The 20329-nt window shown below is 58.6% G+C and carries 21 protein-coding genes and 1 other RNA gene; 17 read left to right on the plus strand and 5 right to left on the minus strand.

The genetic code is table 11. The features are described 5' to 3' along the window. The first annotated feature begins 129 nt into the window (after positions 1-129). Positions 130-1266, plus strand: a complete 1137-nt coding sequence (locus AB4P91_RS10735) for an acyl-CoA dehydrogenase family protein (RefSeq protein WP_150595794.1) — start codon at positions 130-132, stop codon at positions 1264-1266. Positions 1267-1371: 105 nt separating this feature from the next. Here AB4P91_RS10735 and AB4P91_RS10740 read toward each other — a convergent pair whose 3' ends face one another. Continuing rightward, positions 1372-2412 carry an NADP(H)-dependent aldo-keto reductase gene (locus AB4P91_RS10740; protein WP_395604762.1) on the minus strand — a complete coding sequence of 347 codons (1041 nt, stop codon included), beginning with the start codon at positions 2410-2412 and terminating at the stop codon, positions 1372-1374. Between the two features lie 245 nt (positions 2413-2657). Here AB4P91_RS10740 and rplM point away from each other — a divergent pair, with 245 nt between their 5' ends. From rplM to AB4P91_RS10775, 7 genes are all read left to right on the plus strand, one after another. After that, complete coding sequence (gene rplM / locus AB4P91_RS10745) at positions 2658-3086, plus strand: 50S ribosomal protein L13 (protein WP_007917032.1); 429 nt, start codon at positions 2658-2660, stop codon at positions 3084-3086. Positions 3087-3100: 14 nt separating this feature from the next. Beyond that, positions 3101-3493, plus strand: coding sequence for a 30S ribosomal protein S9 (gene rpsI / locus AB4P91_RS10750; protein ID WP_008080273.1), 393 nt, complete (start codon positions 3101-3103; stop codon positions 3491-3493). Between the two features lie 271 nt (positions 3494-3764). Further along, entirely contained in the window at positions 3765-4358 is a 594-nt protein-coding gene (gene petA / locus AB4P91_RS10755; RefSeq protein WP_007917031.1) for a ubiquinol-cytochrome c reductase iron-sulfur subunit, read from the plus strand. Next, positions 4358-5569 (plus strand): cytochrome bc complex cytochrome b subunit, encoded by a 1212-nt coding sequence (locus AB4P91_RS10760; protein ID WP_150592662.1) that lies wholly within the window; start codon positions 4358-4360, stop codon positions 5567-5569. Before petA ends, AB4P91_RS10760 begins: the two co-directional genes overlap by 1 nt. Beyond that, positions 5569-6351 carry a cytochrome c1 gene (locus AB4P91_RS10765; RefSeq protein WP_395604763.1) on the plus strand — a complete coding sequence of 261 codons (783 nt, stop codon included), beginning with the start codon at positions 5569-5571 and terminating at the stop codon, positions 6349-6351. Before AB4P91_RS10760 ends, AB4P91_RS10765 begins: the two co-directional genes overlap by 1 nt. 146 nt (positions 6352-6497) lie before the next feature. Then, positions 6498-7115 carry a glutathione S-transferase N-terminal domain-containing protein gene (locus tag AB4P91_RS10770; protein WP_047303097.1) on the plus strand — a complete coding sequence of 206 codons (618 nt, stop codon included), beginning with the start codon at positions 6498-6500 and terminating at the stop codon, positions 7113-7115. A gap of 16 nt (positions 7116-7131) precedes the next feature. Beyond that, positions 7132-7545, plus strand: a complete 414-nt coding sequence (locus AB4P91_RS10775; RefSeq protein WP_150592664.1) for a ClpXP protease specificity-enhancing factor — start codon at positions 7132-7134, stop codon at positions 7543-7545. Between the two features lie 88 nt (positions 7546-7633). On the opposite strand, the gene AB4P91_RS10780 is transcribed toward AB4P91_RS10775, so the two are convergent. The 4 genes from AB4P91_RS10780 to AB4P91_RS10795 form a co-directional block, all read right to left on the minus strand. Continuing rightward, complete coding sequence (locus AB4P91_RS10780; RefSeq protein WP_150592665.1) at positions 7634-8212, minus strand: BON domain-containing protein; 579 nt, start codon at positions 8210-8212, stop codon at positions 7634-7636. Beyond that, positions 8209-8802: a phosphoheptose isomerase gene (locus AB4P91_RS10785; protein WP_008082788.1), complete on the minus strand. Its 594-nt coding sequence runs from the start codon at positions 8800-8802 to the stop codon at positions 8209-8211. Before AB4P91_RS10785 ends, AB4P91_RS10780 begins: the two co-directional genes overlap by 4 nt. Positions 8803-8906: 104 nt before the next feature. Beyond that, entirely contained in the window at positions 8907-9269 is a 363-nt protein-coding gene (locus AB4P91_RS10790; RefSeq protein ID WP_150592666.1) for a YraN family protein, read from the minus strand. Further along, positions 9269-11080: a penicillin-binding protein activator gene (locus AB4P91_RS10795; protein ID WP_395604764.1), complete on the minus strand. Its 1812-nt coding sequence runs from the start codon at positions 11078-11080 to the stop codon at positions 9269-9271. The genes AB4P91_RS10790 and AB4P91_RS10795 overlap by 1 nt, the downstream gene beginning before the upstream one ends. A 178-nt stretch (positions 11081-11258) precedes the next feature. On the opposite strand from AB4P91_RS10795, the gene rsmI reads away from it, so the two are divergent. The 9 genes from rsmI to mraY all read left to right on the plus strand — a co-directional run bounded on the left by rsmI (position 11259) and on the right by mraY (position 20327). Next, positions 11259-12164 (plus strand): 16S rRNA (cytidine(1402)-2'-O)-methyltransferase, encoded by a 906-nt coding sequence (gene rsmI / locus AB4P91_RS10800; protein ID WP_150592668.1) that lies wholly within the window; start codon positions 11259-11261, stop codon positions 12162-12164. Positions 12165-12237: 73 nt separating this feature from the next. Then, positions 12238-12591: RNase P RNA component class A (gene rnpB, locus AB4P91_RS10805), an RNA gene on the plus strand. A 402-nt stretch (positions 12592-12993) separates the two neighbouring features. Then, positions 12994-13449: a division/cell wall cluster transcriptional repressor MraZ gene (gene mraZ, locus AB4P91_RS10810; protein WP_042560992.1), complete on the plus strand. Its 456-nt coding sequence runs from the start codon at positions 12994-12996 to the stop codon at positions 13447-13449. After that, a complete protein-coding gene (gene rsmH, locus AB4P91_RS10815; RefSeq protein WP_395604765.1) occupies positions 13446-14393 on the plus strand; it encodes a 16S rRNA (cytosine(1402)-N(4))-methyltransferase RsmH in 948 nt (315 codons plus the stop codon). The genes mraZ and rsmH overlap by 4 nt, the downstream gene beginning before the upstream one ends. Further along, complete coding sequence (gene ftsL, locus AB4P91_RS10820) at positions 14390-14683, plus strand: cell division protein FtsL (protein ID WP_042560990.1); 294 nt, start codon at positions 14390-14392, stop codon at positions 14681-14683. The genes rsmH and ftsL overlap by 4 nt, the downstream gene beginning before the upstream one ends. Continuing rightward, a complete protein-coding gene (locus tag AB4P91_RS10825; RefSeq protein ID WP_191624012.1) occupies positions 14683-16422 on the plus strand; it encodes a penicillin-binding protein 2 in 1740 nt (579 codons plus the stop codon). The genes ftsL and AB4P91_RS10825 overlap by 1 nt, the downstream gene beginning before the upstream one ends. Then, positions 16422-17885 (plus strand): UDP-N-acetylmuramoyl-L-alanyl-D-glutamate--2,6-diaminopimelate ligase, encoded by a 1464-nt coding sequence (locus AB4P91_RS10830; protein ID WP_395604766.1) that lies wholly within the window; start codon positions 16422-16424, stop codon positions 17883-17885. Before AB4P91_RS10825 ends, AB4P91_RS10830 begins: the two co-directional genes overlap by 1 nt. Then, on the plus strand, positions 17878-19245 hold the full coding sequence (murF, locus tag AB4P91_RS10835) for a UDP-N-acetylmuramoyl-tripeptide--D-alanyl-D-alanine ligase (protein ID WP_395604767.1): 1368 nt from the start codon (positions 17878-17880) through the stop codon (positions 19243-19245). The genes AB4P91_RS10830 and murF overlap by 8 nt, the downstream gene beginning before the upstream one ends. Then, positions 19245-20327 (plus strand): phospho-N-acetylmuramoyl-pentapeptide-transferase, encoded by a 1083-nt coding sequence (gene mraY / locus AB4P91_RS10840; RefSeq protein WP_047303084.1) that lies wholly within the window; start codon positions 19245-19247, stop codon positions 20325-20327. The genes murF and mraY overlap by 1 nt, the downstream gene beginning before the upstream one ends. The last annotated feature ends 2 nt before the right edge of the window (positions 20328-20329 follow it).

The following is a 20329-nucleotide window of genomic DNA, read 5'->3' on the forward strand; positions in this document are numbered from 1 at the left end:
TATAAGGGAAAGTGGTCACCAGACGGCTGGATCGTCTTATTTTTTGTCGGATGTGTCCAGTGTCCTCTATCGGAGGGTAGGCTTAGTCTCTGAAGGTCACAGCCCTCCAACAAGAATGAAAGGTGCCGCATGATCCCCAGAACCTTGTTCAGTTCCGAGCACGAATTGTTCCGCGACAGCGTACGAACCTTCCTCGAAAAAGAGGCGGTGCCGTTTCACGGGGAATGGGAGAAACAAGGCCACATCGACCGTAAACTCTGGAACAAGGCAGGGGAGGCGGGGATGCTCTGCTCGCATCTGCCGGAAGAGTACGGAGGCTTGGGGGCGGACTTTCTTTACAGCGCGGTGGTGATCGAAGAGGTTGGGCGATTGGGTCTGACCGGCATCGGTTTCTCGTTACATTCGGACATTGTTGCGCCGTACATCCTGCACTACGGCAGCGAAGCGCTGAAGCACAAATACCTGCCGAAACTGGTGTCCGGCGAGATGGTCACGGCCATTGCCATGACTGAGCCCGGCGCGGGTTCCGATCTGCAAGGCGTCAAGACCACCGCCGTGCTGGACGGTGACGAGTACGTGATCAATGGCTCCAAGACCTTTATCACCAACGGCTTTCTCGCTGATCTGGTGATTGTCGTCGCCAAGACCGATCCAAAGGCCGGCGCCAAGGGCACCAGCCTGTTTCTGGTGGAAGCGAATACGCCGGGCTTCGAGAAGGGCAAACGCCTGGAGAAGGTCGGAATGAAGGCCCAGGATACGTCGGAATTGTTCTTCCAGGACGTACGCGTGCCGAAGGAAAATTTACTGGGGCAGGCCGGGGCAGGGTTCGCTTACCTGATGCAGGAATTGCCGCAAGAGCGCCTGACCGTAGCGATTGGCGGTCTCGCTTCGGCAGAAGCCGCGTTGCAGTGGACAATCGATTACACCCGTGATCGCAAGGCATTCGGCAAGGCGATTGCCGATTTCCAGAACACCCGCTTCAAACTGGCGGAAATGGCCACGGAAATTCAGATCGGTCGCGTGTTCGTTGATCGCTGTCTTGAGTTGCATCTGCAAGGCAAACTCGACGTGCCGACGGCGGCGATGGCCAAGTACTGGGGCACTGACCTGCAATGCAAGGTGCTCGACGAATGCGTGCAGTTGCACGGCGGTTACGGGTTCATGTGGGAATACCCGGTGGCTCGGGCGTGGGCGGATGCGCGGGTGCAGCGGATTTATGCCGGCACCAATGAAATCATGAAGGAGATCATTGCGCGGTCGCTTTGAGTTTTGCAGTGAATTGACAGGCCCCTTCGCGAGCAAGCTCGCTCCCACAGGTACGGTGATCTCCCGTGGAAGCGAGCTTGCTCGCGAAGGCAGTGCATCAAACGATCACGGCGCAGGGTTCGGATGATCCTTGTGAATCGCCTCGATCCCCGCCAGCAGTTCATCCGACAGCTTCAGATCGAAACTGGCGATGTTGCTGTCCAGCTGTTCCAGCGTCGTCGCGCCAATGATGTTGCTGGTGACGAACGGCTGCTGAGTCACGAACGCCAAGGCCATTTGCGCCGGATCCAGACCATGTTCACGGGCCAGCGCGACATAACGGCTGCACGCCGCCTCCGATTGCGCGTTGAAATAGCGGCTGAAGCGGCTGTAAAGGCTCAGACGACCTTTTGGTGGGCGCGCGCCACCTTCGTACTTGCCGGACAGGAAACCGAACGCCAGCGGCGAATAGGCGAGCAAGCCGCATTGTTCGCGGATGGCGATTTCTGCCAGGCCAATTTCGAAGCTGCGGTTGAGCAGGTTGTACGGGTTCTGGATCGACACGGCGCGTGGCCAGCCCCGTGCTTCGGCCAGGGCGAGGAAGCGCATGGTGCCCCACGGCGTTTCGTTGGACAGGCCGATGTGGCGGATTTTGCCGGCCTTCACTTGCTCGTCGAGTGCTTCGAGGGTGTCTTCAAGTGGCGTCAGGCTGGCTTCGATCTTGTGTTTGTAGCCCAGTTGTCCAAAAAAGTTGGTGCTGCGCTCCGGCCAGTGCAGTTGGTAGAGGTCGATGTAATCGGTCTGCAGACGCTTGAGGCTGGCATCCACCGCTTCCGTGATGTGCTGGCGGTTGTGGCGCAGGTTTTTGTCGCGGATGTAGTCGATGGTGTTGCCGGGGCCGGCGATCTTGCTGGCCAGGATCCAGTCGGCGCGATCACCACGGCTTTTGAAGTAATTGCCGATGTAACGCTCGGTGGTGGCGTAGGTTTCGGCTTTCGGCGGCACCGGATACATTTCGGCGGTGTCGATGAAATTGATCCCCGCTTCTTTGGCCCGCTCGATCTGGGCGAAGGCTTCAGCTTCAGTGTTTTGCTCGCCCCAGGTCATGGTGCCGAGGCAGATTGCACTCACGTTCAGGTCGGTACGGCCTAGCTGGCGATAGTCCATCGGGTGCTCCTTGGGCAAAACAATCATAAAAGCAGGTTGAAATATTTTTCGCAATCTGCATAATTGCCGACCTCTTTCTGCAGTGGAAGTGATGCGCCGCCGCCGAAGAATCTTGCCGTTGAACGGACGCGCCGACCCGAGCCCCCGAAAGCGTCTGTATCCGGCTGCCTTTGACTTGTCAAAGTACGCACTATTCAGTAAGATCCGCCGTCTAATTTACAGGGCGGCCCCTGAGGCTATAAAGAATGAAAACTTTTACTGCTAAACCAGAAACAGTAAAGCGCGACTGGTTTGTCGTCGACGCTGCTGGTCAGACCCTGGGTCGTCTGGCCACCGAAATCGCGAGCCGTCTGCGTGGCAAGCACAAGCCTGAGTACACTCCTCACGTTGATACCGGCGACTACATCGTCGTAATCAATGCTGAGCAGATTCGTGTTACCGGTGCTAAAACCACTGACAAAATGTACTACTCCCACTCCGGTTTCCCGGGCGGCATCAAGTCGATCAACTTTGAAAAGCTGATCGCTAAAGCCCCTGAGCGCGTGATCGAGACCGCGGTTAAAGGCATGCTGCCTAAAAACCCGCTGGGTCGCGACATGTACCGTAAGCTGAAAGTCTATGCGGGCGCTGCACACCCACATACTGCTCAGCAGCCCCAAGAACTGAAGTTTTAACGGAATAGTACATTATGTCGGCGACTCAAAATTACGGCACTGGCCGTCGCAAGACCGCAACCGCACGCGTTTTCCTGCGTCCGGGTACTGGTAATATCTCCATCAACAACCGTTCGCTGGAAAACTTCTTCGGCCGCGAAACTGCCCGCATGGTAGTTCGTCAGCCGCTGGAGCTGACTGAGACTGTCGAGAAGTTCGACATCTACGTCACCGTGATCGGTGGTGGTGTAAGTGGTCAGGCTGGCGCAATCCGCCACGGCATCACTCGCGCTCTGATGGACTACGACGAAACCCTGCGTGGCGCTCTGCGCAAAGCTGGCTTCGTGACTCGCGACGCCCGTGAAGTTGAACGTAAGAAAGTTGGTCTGCGTAAAGCGCGTAAGCGTCCGCAGTACTCGAAGCGTTAATTCCGCTTCCGCGTTCAAAAGAACGCCCGCCTCCTCACGGAAGCGGGCGTTTTTTTTATGCCTGCGATTTATCAAAAGAATTGCGCTGTGACAACTTGCCACATTCGTAGAACCCCTATACTGCAAGGCTTGAGGGGGAGAGCTCCGGGTAATTCCCTTGTCAGAACTGGGGCTTTTCATTACCATCTCGGCAAAATTTTTATAAGTAACATTGATTTATTTAGTAGACGCCTGATTTAACAGGCCACAAAAGCTGATGGGAGAGGACTGAATGAGCAATGACGGCGTGAATGCAGGCCGGCGTCGCTTCTTGGTAGCAGCCACATCCGTGGTGGGTGCTGCAGGAGCGGTGGGGGCTGCGGTCCCGTTCGTGGGGTCATGGTTTCCCAGTGCCAAGGCGAAAGCCGCTGGTGCACCGGTGAAAGTGAATGTCAGCAAAATCGAGCCAGGACAGCAGATGATTGCTGAATGGCGCGGCCAGCCGGTGTTCATTGTCCGCCGTACCGAGGAAATCCTGGGGAATCTTAAAAAGATCGAGGGGCAACTCTCCGATCCGACCTCCAAAAACTCCACGCAACCCACCTATGTCGACCCTGAGGTGCGTTCGATCAAGCCGGAAATTCTCCTGCTGATCGGGATTTGCACACACTTGGGTTGCTCACCGACCTTCCGTCCCGAAGTGGCACCTGCGGATCTGGGTAAAGACTGGGTGGGCGGTTATTTCTGCCCTTGCCACGGTTCCCACTACGATCTGGCTGGCCGCGTCTACAAGTCGCAACCTGCGCCTTTGAACCTGCCAGTTCCCCCGCATTCCTATGAGACCGATGACCTGATTGTCATTGGCGTCGATACGGAGAAAGCGTGATGAGCAAGTTCATGGATTGGGTTGATGCGCGCTTCCCCGCCACAAAAATGTGGGAAGACCATCTCAGCAAGTATTACGCTCCAAAAAACTTCAACTTCTTCTACTTTTTCGGCTCGCTGGCGCTGCTGGTTCTGGTTAATCAGATCGTCACCGGTGTCTGGCTGACGATGAGCTATACCCCGTCGGCAGAAGAAGCGTTCGCTTCCGTTGAATACATCATGCGCGACGTCGAGTACGGCTCGATCCTGCGTCTGCTGCACTCGACTGGCGCTTCGGCGTTCTTCATCGTGGTCTATCTGCACATGTTCCGTGGCTTGCTCTACGGTTCGTACCAGAAACCGCGTGAGCTGGTCTGGGTGTTCGGCATGCTGATCTATCTGGCGCTGATGGCCGAAGCCTTCATGGGTTATTTGCTGCCGTGGGGACAGATGTCCTACTGGGGGGCGCAGGTGATCATCTCGCTGTTCGGTGCGATTCCGCTGATCGGCGACGACCTGACCCAATGGATTCGTGGTGACTACCTGATTTCCGGGATCACCCTGAACCGCTTCTTCGCCTTGCACGTTGTGGCCTTGCCGATCGTGATTCTCGGTCTGGTGGTGCTGCACATTCTGGCGCTGCATGAAGTGGGGTCGAACAACCCTGACGGCGTCGATATCAAGAAGCACAAAGACGAAAACGGCATCCCGCTGGATGGCATTCCTTTCCATCCGTACTACACCGTGAAAGACATTGTCGGCGTTGTGGTGTTCCTGTTCATCTTCTGCTTTATCGTGTTCTTCTTCCCGGAAATGGGCGGCTATTTCCTCGAAAAGCCGAACTTTGAACCGGCCAACCCGTTCAAGACGCCAGAGCATATTGCGCCGGTTTGGTACTTCACGCCGTTCTACGCGATCCTGCGGGCGATCCCGGACAAACTCATGGGCGTTATCGCCATGGGCGCGGCCATTGCAGTGCTGTTTGTCCTGCCGTGGCTTGATCGCAGTCCGGTCAAGTCGATGCGCTATAAAGGCTGGCTGAGCAAAATCTGGCTGGTGGTGTTCTGCATTTCGTTCGTGATCCTCGGCATTCTCGGCGTTTTGGCGCCAACCCCGGGTCGCACGTTGCTGTCGCAGGTCTGCACCTTCCTGTACTTCGCCTACTTCATTCTGATGCCGTTCTACACCAGGCTCGAGAAGACCAAACCGGTTCCGGATAGGGTGACTGGCTGATGAAAAAGTTATTTTTTGCTCTGATTTTTGCTGCTTTGCCTGCTCTGTCTTTCGCGGCACCACACGGTGGTCCGGAGCTGGAAACAGTCGACATTGACGTCGGCGACAAGGCTGCGCTGCAGGATGGTGCGCGTACCTTTGCCAACTATTGCATGGGTTGCCACAGTGCCAAGTTCCAGCGTTACGAGCGGGTTGCCGATGATCTTGGCGTGCCCCACGAACTGATGCTGGAGAAGCTGGTGTTCACTGGCGCCAAGATCGGTGACCACATGAACATCGGCATGCAGCCGGCCGACGCCAAGACCTGGTTCGGCGCAGCGCCGCCGGATCTGACGTTGGTGGCTCGCGTTCGTGGCACTGACTGGCTTTACGGTTACCTGAAGTCGTTCTACGAAGACCCTGCACGTCCATGGGGCGTGAACAACAAGGTCTTCCCGAACGTTGGCATGCCTAACGTGCTGGTCGGCCTGCAAGGTCGTCAGGTCGTAGGTTGCAAACAGGTGCAGATCGTCGAGAACGGCAAGAAGCAATATGATCCGCTGACCGGTACGCCTCTGACTCATGAAGCGTGCGATCAACTGACCATCGTGCCGAAATCCGGTGCTCTGAATGAAGAGCAGTTCGATGAGAAGGTCAAGAATCTGGTAACCTTCCTGGCTTACTCGGCTAACCCGGTTAAGCTGCAACATCAGCGCATCGGTACTTACGTTTTGCTGTACCTGGCGTTCTTCTTTGTGTTCGCCTATTTGCTCAAGCGTGAATACTGGAAAGACGTGCACTGATACGCTTCAAGCATTGCTGTTAATCGCGCGCGCCCAAGGGCGCCTCCGACAACGTAGCGCCTGGTAAGCCAGGTGTTGCGGGAGGCGCCCTCTGGGCGCGCGCGTTTTTCCGGTTCCGATAATTTCAACAAGCGAGGAGGATCGCCATGGGCGTGACCAATCGGTTGGCCTGCTACTCCGACCCCGCCGACCACTATTCCCACCGAGTGCGCATCGTGCTTGCAGAGAAGGGTGTCAGCGCCGAGATCATTTATGTGGAAGCTGGTCGTCAGCCGCCTAAACTGATTGAGGTGAACCCTTACGGAAGTCTGCCGACGCTGGTCGATCGTGACCTGGCGTTGTGGGAGTCGACCGTGGTGATGGAGTATCTGGATGAGCGTTACCCGCACCCGCCGTTGCTGCCGGTTTACCCGGTGGCACGTGCCAACAGCCGACTGCTGATTCATCGCATTCAGCGTGACTGGTGTGGTCTGGTGGATCTGATTCTGGATCCTAAAAGCAAGGAGGCCGCGCGCGTCGTGGCGCGCAAGGAATTGCGCGAAAGCCTGACTGGCGTGTCGCCGCTGTTTGCCGACAAGCCGTTTTTCCTGAGTGAGGAACAAAGTCTGGTGGATTGCTGCCTATTGCCAATACTCTGGCGTTTGCCGATTCTGGGTATTGAACTGCCGCGGCCTGCCAAGCCGTTGCTTGATTACATGGAGCGCTCGTTTGCGCGTGAGGCTTTCCAGGCGAGTCTGTCTGGTGTCGAACGCGACATGCGCTAAGGCTTAAGGAGCCGTTATGAACTCCAGTCGACCTTATCTGGTCCGCGCGCTCTACGAGTGGATTGTGGATAACGATTGCACCCCGCACATGCTGGTTAATTCCGAGTACCCAGCCGTGCAGGTGCCGCAGGGTTTCGCCAGTGACGGGCAGATTGTTCTGAACATCTCGCCAAGCGCTGTGCGGCATCTGCACATGGACAACGACGTGGTGACCTTCGAGGGTCGCTTCGGTGGTGTCCCGCACAGTCTGTATGTGCCGATCAGCGCCATCCTGGGTATTTACGCTCGGGAGAACGGTCAGGGCATGGTGTTCGATATCGAGTCGCCGATGGGTGACGAAGACGATATCGAGCAGGACGATGACCTGCCGCCACCGGACAGCGAGCCACCGCGCCCAAGCGGCCGGCCAAGTCTGAAGGTGGTGAAGTAATAAAAAAGGCGATCCAGATGGATCGCCTTTTTTATTGCCTGCTTCAAACCTGTAGGGGCTGCCGAAGGCGGCTCCTGCGAGGAAGAAATCAGTCGATGTATTCGAACAGCTTCACAATCTTCTGCACGCCCGACACGCCCTGCACCAGATTGGTCGCCTGAGTGGCTTCCTGCTTGGTCAGCAGGCCCAGCAGATAGACGATGCCATTCTCGGTCACCACCTTGATGCGCGAGCCGGGGATACTGGCGTCGGTGAGCATCTGGGTCTTGATCTTGGTGGTCAGCCACGTGTCATTCTGCCGCGCCAGCAGGGAGGAGGGTGGCAGCACTTGCAGCTCGTTGTGCACCTTCTTCACGCGCTGAACGTTGGCAGCGGCCTGTTCGGCCTTGGCCTTGAGGTCTGCGCGCGGTGTCTGGCCAGCCAGCAGCACGACGCCGTTGAAACTGGTGACTACCACGTGCGAGTCGTTGTCCAGCGCCGGGTCGGCCTTGGCCACGTTAACGCCCACTTTGGTTTCGATCAGCGAGTCATCGATCTTGCTGCCGAAGGTGCGAGTGCCGCGGTCGTCATCAATCGGCGCTTCACGGCTGGCATTCACCACCGAAGTGCAGCCGCTGATGCCGAGGCACAGAGTCAAGGCCAGAAGGCCAAGGCGATTAGGGGTCATTCTTCACTCCCGAACAGTTGGCTGTCGATCAGATCGCAAAGGCAATGGATCGCCAGCAAGTGGACTTCTTGAATACGTGCAGTGACGTTGGCCGGTACGCGAATCTCGACGTCCTCGGGCAACAGCAGTGACGCCATGCCGCCGCCATCGCGTCCGGTCAAAGCTACGACAATCATTTCGCGATCATGTGCGGCCTGGATCGCTTGAATAATGTTCGCCGAGTTACCGCTGGTCGAAATCGCCAGCAAAACATCGCCTGGCTGACCGAGTGCACGGATCTGCTTTGAGAACACTTCGTTGTAGCTGTAGTCGTTGGCGATCGAGGTGATCGTCGACGTATCGGTGGTCAGGGCGATGGCCGGCAGGCTCGGGCGCTCGCGCTCGAAGCGGTTGAGCAGTTCCGAGGAGAAGTGCTGGGCGTCGCCGGCAGAGCCACCGTTGCCGCACGAAAGCATTTTGCCTTCGTTGAGCAGGGCGTTGACCATGATCTGGCTGGCTTGCTCGATGTGCGGTGCAAGTACGTCCATCGCCTGTTGCTTGGTGTCGATACTGGCCTGAAAAAGCTGGCGAATTCGCGATTGCATGTCCATCTGTGTGACCTTAAGTAGCGCGGCTGTTCGGCACATGAATGTGCAGCCCGCAAAGCAAAGAGCAAAAGTTGTCGGGTGGAGATATCCGGGTTGGCGGCAAGCAATCAACTGTCGAAAGCATTCTGCAACCAGTTCAGCTGACTCGGATGGCTATCGATGGCCACCACGTCGAAGCGGCAGGGGGAATTGGCCCAACGCGACTCGCGCTGAAGAAAATACTGCGCAGCGAAAATCAGTTTCTGCTGCTTGCGCCCATCGATGCTAGCGAGCGCACCACCCCATTGAGTGTTTTTTCTGTAGCGAACTTCAACGAATACTACTGTATCGCCATCAAGCATGACCAGATCAAGCTCGCCGCGTTTACATAACCAGTTCTGCGCCAGCAGGCGCAGGCCCTGATTTTGTAGATGTTCGAGCGCCTGGCGCTCGGCATCCTTACCGCTTTGCGAGCGTGACCTGTCAGGCATCAGCGCTGGGTGTCCGGCAGGCGCTGAATCTGACCACTGACAAACTGAGCCCAAGGCAACTGGCGCACAATACGCTGAGTCTGAGTCATGCTGAGGCTGCCTGACTGACCTTCGATGCGGCTGTCCGGCAAGGCTTTGAGTTGGCCCAGGCGCGGTGCCAGACGATAAGCATCGACGCCCATGGCGTACAGGCGCCCAAGGCTGCCGGCGGCTTGTGGCCACTGCGCAGTGACTTGCTGGCGCAGCGGATCGCTGGTTTCCAGCAGCCAAGGCGTTTCGCAGAAGCGGATGCCGTTCATGTCGTTGTACTGGTTCACATCGCCGCTGGCGCTGTAAACGTGCGAGGTCGCATAGACAGGGACGTCACCGGCGTACTGGAAATTCAGGGTCGGCTTGATCTGCTGCGCCTGTTGCGGGGTCGCGGCGAGGAAGATGAACTCGATGTCCTGGCGGCGCGATGGCTGAGCGGCGACGTTGGTGCCTGCCGCATTTTGCAGGCTCTTGGCGCGGGCTTCGCTCTGGCGCAGCTGGAACATGTCGGCAATTTGCTGGGCCAGTTGCACTGGCTGGTCGACACGCTCGGTGGCGACGATGCTGCCGCCATTGGCTTGCCAATCCTGGCTGAACGCACGCAGGACGCGTTCGCCCCATTCGCCTTTCGGCACCATGATCGCGGCGCGGTGCAGGCCGTCGGCGCGGGCGCGGCGGGATACTTCGCGGGCTTCGTCTTCAGCGGCAAGGCCAAACTGGAACAGCTGCGCCGGACCTTGATCGCCTTCGCTGTAGTTCAGCGCGAGGGTGGTGATCGGCAGTTGCGGGCGGGTGCTCAGTTGTTTGACCAGTGTTTTTTCCAGTGGGCCGACGACCAGTTGCACGCCGTCTGCCTGAGCCTTGCGGTAGAACTCGTCCATGGAGGTCAGTTTCGAGCTGTCATAAAACTCGATCGCTGGTGGCTTCTGCCCGGCCTGTTGGGCCTGATAGTGCGCCGCCATGAAACCTTCGCGCAGTGCTTTGCCGACCGACGCCAGTTGGCCGTCCTGTGGCAGAAGCAGGGCGATTTTGCTCAACGGCTGGCTGGCCAGTTCCTTGAGCTTGGTCAGCGGCAGCGGCAAGTTGATTGCAGCCGGGTGCTTTGGATTCTGCGCGCGCCAGGTATCGATTGCAGCTTGTTGCTGTTCGAGCGTGCCGGCGGTTTTCACGGCCAGCGCCAGACCCATCCAGCCGCCGAGGTCATCTGTGGTGTTCGGCTGCAGTTGATCGGTTGGCAGCGAGGCGATCAATGTCCAGATCGCTTCATGGTTCTTGCTCGCCGCTTCGTCTTTCAGCATCGGCGCAATGAAGATGCGCTCGCGGGCGGCAGCCAGGGTCTGGCCATCGGCTTCAAGGGCGCGGGCATGAACGGTGCCGGTGCGGACCTGTTGCTCTTCCGGCATTTCACCCAGTTTCTGCAGGCTTGGATGGCTCAGGGCGGTCAGCGCCGCTTTTGGCTGATTACGCGTCATCGCCAGTTCGGCGGACAGCGTAACGGCAAAAATCTGCTGGCCCGGCTTGAGTTGCTCCACCGGCACTTGTTGCAGGATCTGCGCAGACTGCCCGGCATTGCCTTGGCGATAAGCCAGGTCTGCTGCGCTCAAGCGTAACAGGGCAGCTTTTTCCGGGGTTTTAGCCTGGGAAGCCTGTTCGAGCAGTTGCTCGATGCTGGCGTCCGGAGTCCGTGGAAGTTCGCCAAGGCTGGAGGAAGGGGAGCTGGCGCAAGCCGCCAAAAGGGCAGCGAGGCAGAGGGCAGTGAACAGCCGCAGGCAAGCGATCATGTAAGTGTTCCTGATACTCGATCAAATTAGCGTGGAATTGTACCCAAGCACTGGCCGGGGCGCGATGTTGCTGGCGTGAATCGGTCAATTTAGCTGAAGTAAATGTTGCAGCGTCGCATGACTGCGCGCAAAAACCGCAGGCCAGCAGAGGACGTCGCAAGCCTCGTGACGCGTTACAATGCCGGTTTTTACCGATCATGAGGTGTGCGCTTTGACTGCTCCAGGTTCCCTGAATTCCGCTGCCGGCTCGCTTTATGTGGTGGCGACGCCCATCGGCAACCTGGACGACATCAGCGCCCGGGCACTGAAAATCCTCCGTGAAGTGGCGCTGATCGCTGCCGAAGATACGCGTCACTCGCAACGACTGATGCAGCACTTCGGTATTTCGACGCCGTTGGCCGCTTGCCACGAACATAACGAACGAGATGAAGGTAGCCGCTTTATCACCCGTCTGCTGGCGGGAGATAGCGTCGCGCTGATTTCCGACGCGGGCACGCCGCTGATTTCCGATCCGGGTTATCACCTGGTGCGTCAGGCCCGTGCTGCCGGGATCAATGTGGTGCCGGTGCCGGGTGCCTGCGCTTTGATCGCAGCATTGTCGGCAGCGGGCCTGCCGTCTGATCGATTCATCTTCGAAGGTTTTCTGCCGGCCAAGTCAGTTGGGCGCAAGGCGCGACTTGAAGCTGTCAAGGAAGAGCCGCGTACGCTGATTTTCTACGAAGCCCCGCACCGCATTCTGGAATGTCTGCAGGACATGGAAGCAGTGTTCGGTGGCGAGCGGCAGGCACTGCTGGCCCGTGAAATCACCAAGACTTTTGAAACGCTCAAGGGGCTGCCGCTGGCTGAGTTGCGCGCATTCGTCGAGTCCGACAGCAATCAGCAGCGCGGCGAATGCGTGGTGCTGGTCGCCGGCTGGACCGCTCCTGAGAGCGAGGACGCGGTCAGCAGCGAAGCTATGCGCATCCTCAATCTGTTGCTCGAAGAGATGCCGCTCAAGCGTGCCGCCGCGCTGGCAGCGCAGATCACCGGTGAGCGTAAAAACGTCCTGTATCAGGTCGCGCTGGATAAACAGAAAGACGTGTAAGCCGTCGCCCATAGCGGTCTTGAGGCTTTTAGCGCTTGTTCTTCGCTCGCTCTGCCGTTAACCTTCGCGGCGGAGAGTCGATCGGACAGTCGCTGCCCTCTATGAAAATTAGGGGGGGGAGGAAAGTCCGGGCTCCATAGGGCGAAGTGCCAGGTAATGCCTGGGAGGCGTGAGCCTACGGAAAGTGCCACAGAAAATAACCGCCTAAGTGCTTCGGCGCCGGTAAGGGTGAAAAGGTGCGGTAAGAGCGCACCGCACGTCTGGCAACAGTTCGTGGCTAGGTAAACCCCACTTGGAGCAAGACCAAATAGGGTCCCAAGGCGTGGCCCGCGCTGGGACCGGGTAGGTTGCTAAAGATGTCCAGTGATGGCCATCGTAGACGAATGACTGTTCAAGACAGAACCCGGCTTACAGATCGACTCTCCACCTTTTTCTTTCCCTGCTTGAATCAATGGCATCGGGGCTGTGTAATATCAGCAGGCCTGCTCTGAAAGTTCGGCAGCGGCAATTGCAGTAATAGCCTTTTCCCACCCTGCTTCAATCAACAGCAGAAGCGCTTTTGTAATACCGAAAAAATCTTACTCTTAACAAATTACTTTAACTTTCGAGCGCAGCTTTCAGTGCTGCATCAAGTTATGGGTCAAAAGTCTCCGTCAGATTCTCGTTACTCCTCCTTTTATGCTCCTAAATCTCCGTTCTGTAAGGCTTTTCCTTTAATCCGCGCCTTGACGGTGTGGTGGCCGCATTCCTATAGTGTGCACAAGTGGCGGAAAGTGGCATGAAGTGGGTTTTTTGAGCTCAAAACGATAAAAATTGGAGAAACGCAGACGTGTTTCGCGGAGCTAACGCTATCAGTCTCGATGCAAAGGGCCGTCTCGCTATGCCGAGCCGGTACCGTGACGAGCTGGATTCGCGTAGTTCCGGCCAATTGATCGTCACCATTGATGCCGTTGATCCCTGTCTTTGTGTCTACCCGCTCGACGAGTGGGAAATTATTGAAACCAAGTTGCGCGCGCTCCCTTCGCTTCGTGAAGAGAACCGCCGCTTGCAGCGTTTATTGATTGGTAATGCCGTCGATCTCGAACTCGATGGCAGTGGTCGTTTTCTGGTTCCACCGCGTCTGCGCGAATACGCAAAGCTTGATAAGAAAGCGATGCTGGTGGGCCAACTGAACAAGTTCCAATTGTGGGACGAGGATGCATGGAATGCGGTATCTGCCGCTGACCTTGCTGCCATTCAACAACCGGGCGCGATGCCTGATGAACTGCGTGATTTGATCCTGTGACTATTGATAGCGGCTTTAACCACATCACCGTACTGCTTGACGAAGCCGTCGAGGCTCTCGCCGTACGTCCTGATGGCTGCTATCTGGACGGCACGTTCGGGCGCGGCGGACACAGTCGGTTGATCCTCAGCCAGCTCGGACCGGACGGTCGACTCATCGGATTCGACAAAGATCCTCAAGCGATTGCCACCGGGCAAACGCTAGCGGCCGAAGACGGCCGCTTTGTCGTTGTGCAGCGCAGCTTTGCCGAGCTCGGTTCGGAAATCGCCGAACGCGGTCTGGCCGGCAAGGTCAGCGGTATTCTGCTCGACCTGGGCGTGTCCTCGCCGCAGCTCGATGATGCTGAGCGCGGTTTCAGTTTCCTCAACGACGGCCCGCTGGACATGCGCATGGATCCGTCCCGCGGCATCAGCGCCGCTGAATTCGTCAACACCGCGCCGGCTGAAGAAATCGCCCGGGTGTTCAAGGAATACGGTGAAGAACGTTTCTCCGGTCGCATGGCGCGTGCCGTCGTCGAGCGTCGCGATATCAAACCTTTCGAGCGTACCGCCGATCTGGCCGAAGTGCTCAAGGTTGCCAACCCGGCATGGGAAAAGGGCAAGAACCCGGCCACCCGTGCCTTCCAGGGTTTGCGCATTCACGTCAACAACGAGTTGGGCGATCTGGAAGCCGGCCTCGAAGCAGCGCTGGAAGCCCTGGAAGTGGGCGGCCGTCTGGTCGTGATCAGCTTCCATTCGCTGGAAGACCGCATCGTCAAACTGTTCATGCGCAAGCTGGTGAAAGGCGAAGCCGATAACCTGCCGCGCAACCTGCCGGTTCGCCATGTGGCGTTCGAGCCGAAAATCAAAGTCCATGGCAAAGCGCAGACGGCCTCCGACGCCGAACTCAAAGCCAACCCACGTTCCCGTAGCGCCGTCATGCGCGTCGCGGAGAAATTGCGTTGAGCAAGCTTTTCGCCAAGCCACTGCCCGGCGGCAGCTTTTTCATGCTGCTGCTGTTTGTTGCCGTGCTCGTGTCGGCTATCGCAGTGTCGTACAGCGCGCACTGGAACCGTCAGTTGCTCAACAATCTTTATAACGAACTCAGCGTGCGCGACAAGGCGCAGGCCGAGTGGGGGCGCTTGATTCTTGAGCAAAGCACCTGGACCGCGCACAGCCGGATCGAAGTGCTGGCCACCGAACAACTGAAAATGCATATCCCAGGCGCGGCTGACGTGAAGATGGTGGCGCCATGATGAAACTTGAAGGCGCACTGTTCCCGTGGCGCTTCCGCCTGATGGTGGCGCTGCTCGGTTTGATGGTGGCCGCGATCTGCTGGCGCATCATTGACCTGCAAGTAGTTGACCGTGACTTCCTCAAGGGTCAGGGCGATGCGCGCAGTCTTCGTCACATCCCGATTCCTGCTCACCGTGGTCTGATCACCGACCGTAACGGCGAGCCTTTGGCCGTCAGTACCCCGGTGACCACCCTGTGGGCCAACGCCAAGGAAATGCAGACGGCCAAAGAGAAGTGGCCAGCACTGGCCGCCGCACTGGGTCAGGACCCTAAAGCCCTGACCGAACGCCTTGAGGCGCAGGCCAATAAAGAATTCATTTACCTGGTGCGCGGGCTAACCCCTGAGCAGGGCCAGTCCGTGCTCGACCTGAAAGTGCCGGGCGTTTACGGCATCGAAGAATTCCGCCGGTTCTACCCTGCCGGTGAGGTCACCGCGCACATGGTCGGCTTCACCGACATCGATGATCACGGGCGCGAAGGTGTCGAACTGGCCTATGACGAATGGCTGGCCGGTGTGCCGGGCAAGCGACAAGTCATCAAGGATCGGCGCGGGCGGCTGATCAAGGATGTCCAGGTCACCAAAAACGCCAAGGCCGGCAAGCCCTTGGCGTTGTCCATTGACCTGCGCCTGCAATATCTGGCCAACCGCGAGCTGCGTAACGCGATCATCGAGAACGGCGCCAAGGCTGGCAGCCTGGTGATCATGGACGTGAAGACCGGCGAGATCCTCGCCATGGTCAACCAGCCGACCTATAACCCGAACAACCGTCGCAACCTGCAACCGGCAATGATGCGTAACCGCGCGATGATCGACGTGTTCGAACCGGGTTCGACCATGAAAGCCATCTCGATGGCCGCCGCGATCGAAACCGGTCGCTGGAAACCGAGCGATACCGTCGAGGTTTATCCAGGCACGCTGCAGATCGGCAAATACACCATTAAGGACGTTTCCCGGTCCGAAGGTCCGGTACTCGATCTGACCGGCATCCTGATCAATTCCAGTAACGTCGGCATGAGTAAGGTCGCGTTCGATATCGGCGGTGAAACGATTTTCCGCCTGGCGCAGAAAGTCGGTCTCGGCCAGGACACCGGCCTCGGCTTCCCGGGCGAACGCGTCGGCAACCTGCCTAACTACCGCGATTGGCGCAAGGCCGAAACTGCGACACTGTCCTACGGCTACGGTATTTCCGTGACCGCGATTCAACTGGTTCACGCCTTCTCGGCGCTGGCCAACAACGGTCGCCTCGCACCGTTGACGCTGATCAAAACCGACAAGATGCCGCAGACCACGCAAGTGCTGCCGGAAACGGTCGCGAAAACCATGCAGGGCATGTTGACCCAGGTGATCGAGGCCCCGCGCGGTGTGTTCCGTGCGCAGGTGCCGGCGTATCACGTGGCGGGCAAATCGGGTACGGCGCGCAAGACCTCGGTGGGCACCAAGGGTTACGCCGAAAACTCCTACCGTTCGCTGTTCGCCGGCTTCGGCCCGATGAGCGATCCGCGTTACGCCATCGTTGTGGTGATCGATGAGCCAAGCAAGGCCGGTTACTTCGGTGGTCTGGTTTCCGCGCCGGTGTTCAGCCGCGTGATGTCCGGCACCCTGCGCTTGATGAACGTGACCCCGGATAACCTGCCGACCACACAACAGGCCAACGCCACCCCGGTCGTTCCGCTGAAAGCCAATGGAGGGCGCGGCTGATGTCATTAAGTCTGAACAAGATATTCCCCCACGCCGGTCACGATCTGTTGATCCGTGAATTGGCGCTGGATAGCCGTAACGTACGCGCGGGCGACCTGTTCCTCGCGGTGCCGGGCGGTAAATTCGATGGACGTGCGCACATTGCCGATGCCTTGCAACGTGGCGCCGCTGCTGTGGCCTATGAAGTGGAAGGCGCCACGGTGCTGCCAATCACTGATGTGCCGCTGATTCCGGTCAAGGGCCTGGCAGCGCAGTTGTCGGACATTGCCGGGCGTTTTTATGGTGAGCCAAGCCATCACCTGAACCTGGTGGGGGTGACGGGCACCAACGGTAAAACCAGCGTGACCCAACTGGTCGCGCAGGCGCTGGATCTGCTCGGCCAGCATTGCGGCGTTGTCGGCACCCTCGGTTCCGGCTTCTATGGCGCATTGCAAAGCGGGCTGCACACCACGCCGAATCCGATCGCCGTGCAAGCGACTCTGGGCGACCTGAAAAAGGCCGGCGCCAAAGCCGTGGCCATGGAAGTGTCGTCCCACGGCCTGGATCAGGGCCGCGTCACCGCGCTGGCGTTCGACGTTGCCGTGATGACCAATCTGTCCCGCGATCATCTGGATTATCACGGCACGATGGAGGCTTACGCGCAGGCCAAGTCCAAGCTGTTCGCCTGGAATGATCTGAAGTGCCGTGTGGTCAACCTCGACGACGATTTCGGCCGGCAACTGGCCGCCGAAAAACGCGAGTCGCGTTTGATCACCTACAGCCTGCTCGACAGCAGCGCTTACCTGTACTGCCGCGAAGCGCAGTTTGACGATCATGGCGTGCGCGCCACCTTGGTCACGCCGCAGGGCGAGCATCTTCTGCGCAGCACGCTGCTCGGCCGTTTTAACCTGAGCAACGTATTGGCAGCCGTTGGCGCCTTGCTCGGCCTGGATTACGCGCTCGACGAAATTCTCAAGGTACTGCCGAAACTCGAAGGCCCGGCCGGACGCATGCAGCGTCTTGGCGGCGGCACTCAGCCGTTGGTGGTGGTCGATTACGCCCACACCCCGGATGCACTGGAAAAAGTCCTGACGGCTTTGCGCCCGCACGTCAAAGGTCAGTTGCTGTGCCTGTTCGGCTGTGGCGGTGACCGTGATCGCGGCAAGCGTCCGTTGATGGCTGAAGTGGTCGAGCGTCTGGCCGATCAAGTGCTTGTCACCGATGACAATCCGCGCACCGAAGACCCGGCAGTGATTTTCGATGACATCCGCGCCGGTTTCACGGCTGTGGATAAAGTCATCTTCGTTTCCGGTCGTGGTCAGGCAATCGCGCAATTGATTGCCGACGCTTCAGCGGATGACGTGATCGTTCTGGCCGGTAAAGGTCACGAGGACTATCAGGAAATCAACGGCGAGCGTCATGCCTTCTCGGATCTGGTCGAAGCGGATCACGCGCTGACCGCTTGGGAGATGGCCCATGCTTAAGGCCCTGACACTCAGCGAACTGACCAACGCGCTCGACGCACGCCTGATCAGCGCCGATGCCAGTTTCGACGGCGTGAGCATCGACAGCCGCGGTATCAAACCCGGCCAACTGTTTATCGCCCTGACTGGCCCGCGTTTCGACGGTCATGATTATCTGAACGACGTTGCCGGCAAAGGCGCCGTGGCTGCATTGGTCGAGCGCGAAGTCGACGACAGCACCCTGCCGCAATTGCTGGTCAAGGACACCCGCCAGGCCCTGGGCCAGCTGGGGGCCTTGAACCGTGCCGCGTTCACTCAGCCAGTGGCTGCCGTGACCGGTTCCAGCGGCAAGACCACGGTCAAGGAAATGCTCGCCAGCATCCTGCGCACGCGCGGTCCGGTGCTGGCCACACGCGGCAATCTGAACAATGACCTCGGCGTTCCGCTGACCCTGATCGAACTCGCGCCGGAACACACCTCCGCCGTGATCGAACTGGGCGCCTCGCGTCTGGGCGAAATCGCCTATACCGTCGGGCTGACCAAGCCGCACGTAGCGATCCTGAACAATGCCGGTACCGCTCACGTTGGTGAGTTCGGTGGCCCGGAAAAAATCGTCGAAGCCAAAGGCGAAATCATCGAAGGGCTGGCGGCCGATGGCATCGCCGTGCTCAACCTTGACGACAAGGCCTTTGGTATCTGGAAGACCCGCGCTGCCGGTCGAAAGGTGCTGACCTTCGCGCTGAGCAACACTCAAGCGGACTTCTACGCCAGCGACCTGAGCACTGATGCACGCGGTTGCCCGGCCTTCAATCTGCACACGCCTGAAGGTAGCGAGCGCGTTCAACTGAACCTGCTCGGCACCCATAACGTTGCCAACGCCATGGCCGCCGCCGCTGCTGCCCACGCCCTGGGTGTGTCGCTGTTCGGCATCGCCACTGGCCTTGGCGCGGTGCAACCGGTCAAGGGTCGCACCGTCGCGCAATTGGCGAAAAACGGCATGCGCGTGATTGATGACACTTACAACGCAAACCCCACCTCGATGTGCGCGGCCGTTGATATACTCGCCGGCTTTTCCGGCCGCACCGTCCTGGTGCTCGGAGATATCGGCGAGTTGGGCGATTGGGCGGAGCAGGGGCACCGCGACGTGGGTGAGTACGCCCGGGGCAAGGTATCCGCGCTTTACGCGGTCGGACCGAACATGGTTCACGCCGTCAACGCATTCGGTGAGCAGGCGCATCACTTCGGCACACAGGCCGAACTGATCCAGGCCCTGGACGCCGAGCAGGACACAAACACCACCATTTTGATCAAGGGTTCGCGCAGTGCAGCGATGGAAAACATCGTTGCGGCTCTGTGTGGGTCCAGTCTGGAGAAACATTAATGCTGCTGCTGCTAGCGGAGTATCTGCAACAGTTCCACAAAGGCTTCGCGGTCTTTCAGTACCTGACCCTGCGCGGGATCCTCGGTGTGCTGACCGCGCTGGTTTTGTCGCTGTGCTATGGCCCGTGGATGATCCGCACTCTGCAGAACCGTCAGATCGGCCAGTCCGTTCGTAACGACGGTCCGCAATCGCACCTGTCCAAGTCGGGTACACCGACCATGGGCGGCGCGCTGATTCTGTCGTCTATCGGCGTCAGTACGTTGCTCTGGGCTGACCTGAGCAACCGCTATGTCTGGACCGTGCTGCTGGTGACCCTGTTGTTCGGCGCCATCGGCTGGGTCGACGATTACCGCAAAGTCATCGAGAAAAATTCGCGTGGCTTGCCGAGCCGCTGGAAGTATTTCTGGCAGTCGGTGTTTGGTCTGGGCGCGGCGATCTTCCTTTATATGACCGCTTCGACGCCGGTGGAAACCACGCTGATCCTGCCGATGCTCAAGGACTACAGCATTCCGCTGGGCTTCGGTTTCATCGTGCTGACCTACTTCGTGATTGTCGGTTCGAGCAACGCGGTCAACCTCACCGACGGCCTCGACGGTCTGGCAATCATGCCGACCGTGATGGTTGGCGGTGGTCTCGGCATCTTCTGCTACCTGTCGGGTAACGTGAAATTCGCTGAATACCTGTTGATCCCGTATGTGCCGGGCGCAGGCGAACTGATTGTGTTCTGCGGTGCTTTGATCGGTGCCGGGCTGGGTTTCCTCTGGTTCAACACCTATCCGGCCCAAGTCTTCATGGGTGACGTCGGCGCACTGGCGCTGGGTGCTGCACTGGGCACCATCGCGGTGATCGTCCGTCAGGAAATCGTCCTGTTCATCATGGGCGGCGTGTTCGTGATGGAAACCCTGTCAGTGGTTATTCAGGTGGCGTCCTTCAAGCTGACCGGTCGCCGGGTCTTCCGCATGGCACCGATACACCACCACTTTGAACTCAAGGGCTGGCCCGAGCCGCGCGTGATCGTCCGTTTCTGGATCATCACCGTGATTCTCGTGCTGGTTGGCCTTGCCACCCTGAAGCTGAGGTAGAA

It is taken from the genome of Pseudomonas sp. B21128, from assembly GCF_044218865.1.
In the GTDB taxonomy this organism is placed as follows: Bacteria; Pseudomonadota; Gammaproteobacteria; order Pseudomonadales; family Pseudomonadaceae; genus Aquipseudomonas; species Aquipseudomonas iridis.

Bases quoted from the DNA above. Each gene is read 5' to 3' on its own strand.
- AB4P91_RS10735 (WP_150595794.1), top strand. From the start codon at position 130: ATGATCCCCAGAACCTTGTTCAGTTCCGAGCACGAATTGTTCCGCGAC.
- AB4P91_RS10740 (WP_395604762.1), bottom strand. From the start codon at position 2,412: ATGGACTATCGCCAGCTAGGCCGTACCGACCTGAACGTGAGTGCAATC.
- rplM (WP_007917032.1), top strand. From the start codon at position 2,658: ATGAAAACTTTTACTGCTAAACCAGAAACAGTAAAGCGCGACTGGTTT.
- rpsI (WP_008080273.1), top strand. From the start codon at position 3,101: ATGTCGGCGACTCAAAATTACGGCACTGGCCGTCGCAAGACCGCAACC.
- petA (WP_007917031.1), top strand. From the start codon at position 3,765: ATGAGCAATGACGGCGTGAATGCAGGCCGGCGTCGCTTCTTGGTAGCA.
- AB4P91_RS10760 (WP_150592662.1), top strand. From the start codon at position 4,358: ATGAGCAAGTTCATGGATTGGGTTGATGCGCGCTTCCCCGCCACAAAA.
- AB4P91_RS10765 (WP_395604763.1), top strand. From the start codon at position 5,569: ATGAAAAAGTTATTTTTTGCTCTGATTTTTGCTGCTTTGCCTGCTCTG.
- AB4P91_RS10770 (WP_047303097.1), top strand. From the start codon at position 6,498: ATGGGCGTGACCAATCGGTTGGCCTGCTACTCCGACCCCGCCGACCAC.
- AB4P91_RS10775 (WP_150592664.1), top strand. From the start codon at position 7,132: ATGAACTCCAGTCGACCTTATCTGGTCCGCGCGCTCTACGAGTGGATT.
- AB4P91_RS10780 (WP_150592665.1), bottom strand. From the start codon at position 8,212: ATGACCCCTAATCGCCTTGGCCTTCTGGCCTTGACTCTGTGCCTCGGC.
- AB4P91_RS10785 (WP_008082788.1), bottom strand. From the start codon at position 8,802: ATGGACATGCAATCGCGAATTCGCCAGCTTTTTCAGGCCAGTATCGAC.
- AB4P91_RS10790 (WP_150592666.1), bottom strand. From the start codon at position 9,269: ATGCCTGACAGGTCACGCTCGCAAAGCGGTAAGGATGCCGAGCGCCAG.
- AB4P91_RS10795 (WP_395604764.1), bottom strand. From the start codon at position 11,080: ATGATCGCTTGCCTGCGGCTGTTCACTGCCCTCTGCCTCGCTGCCCTT.
- rsmI (WP_150592668.1), top strand. From the start codon at position 11,259: ATGCCGGTTTTTACCGATCATGAGGTGTGCGCTTTGACTGCTCCAGGT.
- AB4P91_RS10825 (WP_191624012.1), top strand. From the start codon at position 14,683: ATGAAACTTGAAGGCGCACTGTTCCCGTGGCGCTTCCGCCTGATGGTG.
- AB4P91_RS10830 (WP_395604766.1), top strand. From the start codon at position 16,422: ATGTCATTAAGTCTGAACAAGATATTCCCCCACGCCGGTCACGATCTG.
- murF (WP_395604767.1), top strand. From the start codon at position 17,878: ATGCTTAAGGCCCTGACACTCAGCGAACTGACCAACGCGCTCGACGCA.
- mraY (WP_047303084.1), top strand. From the start codon at position 19,245: ATGCTGCTGCTGCTAGCGGAGTATCTGCAACAGTTCCACAAAGGCTTC.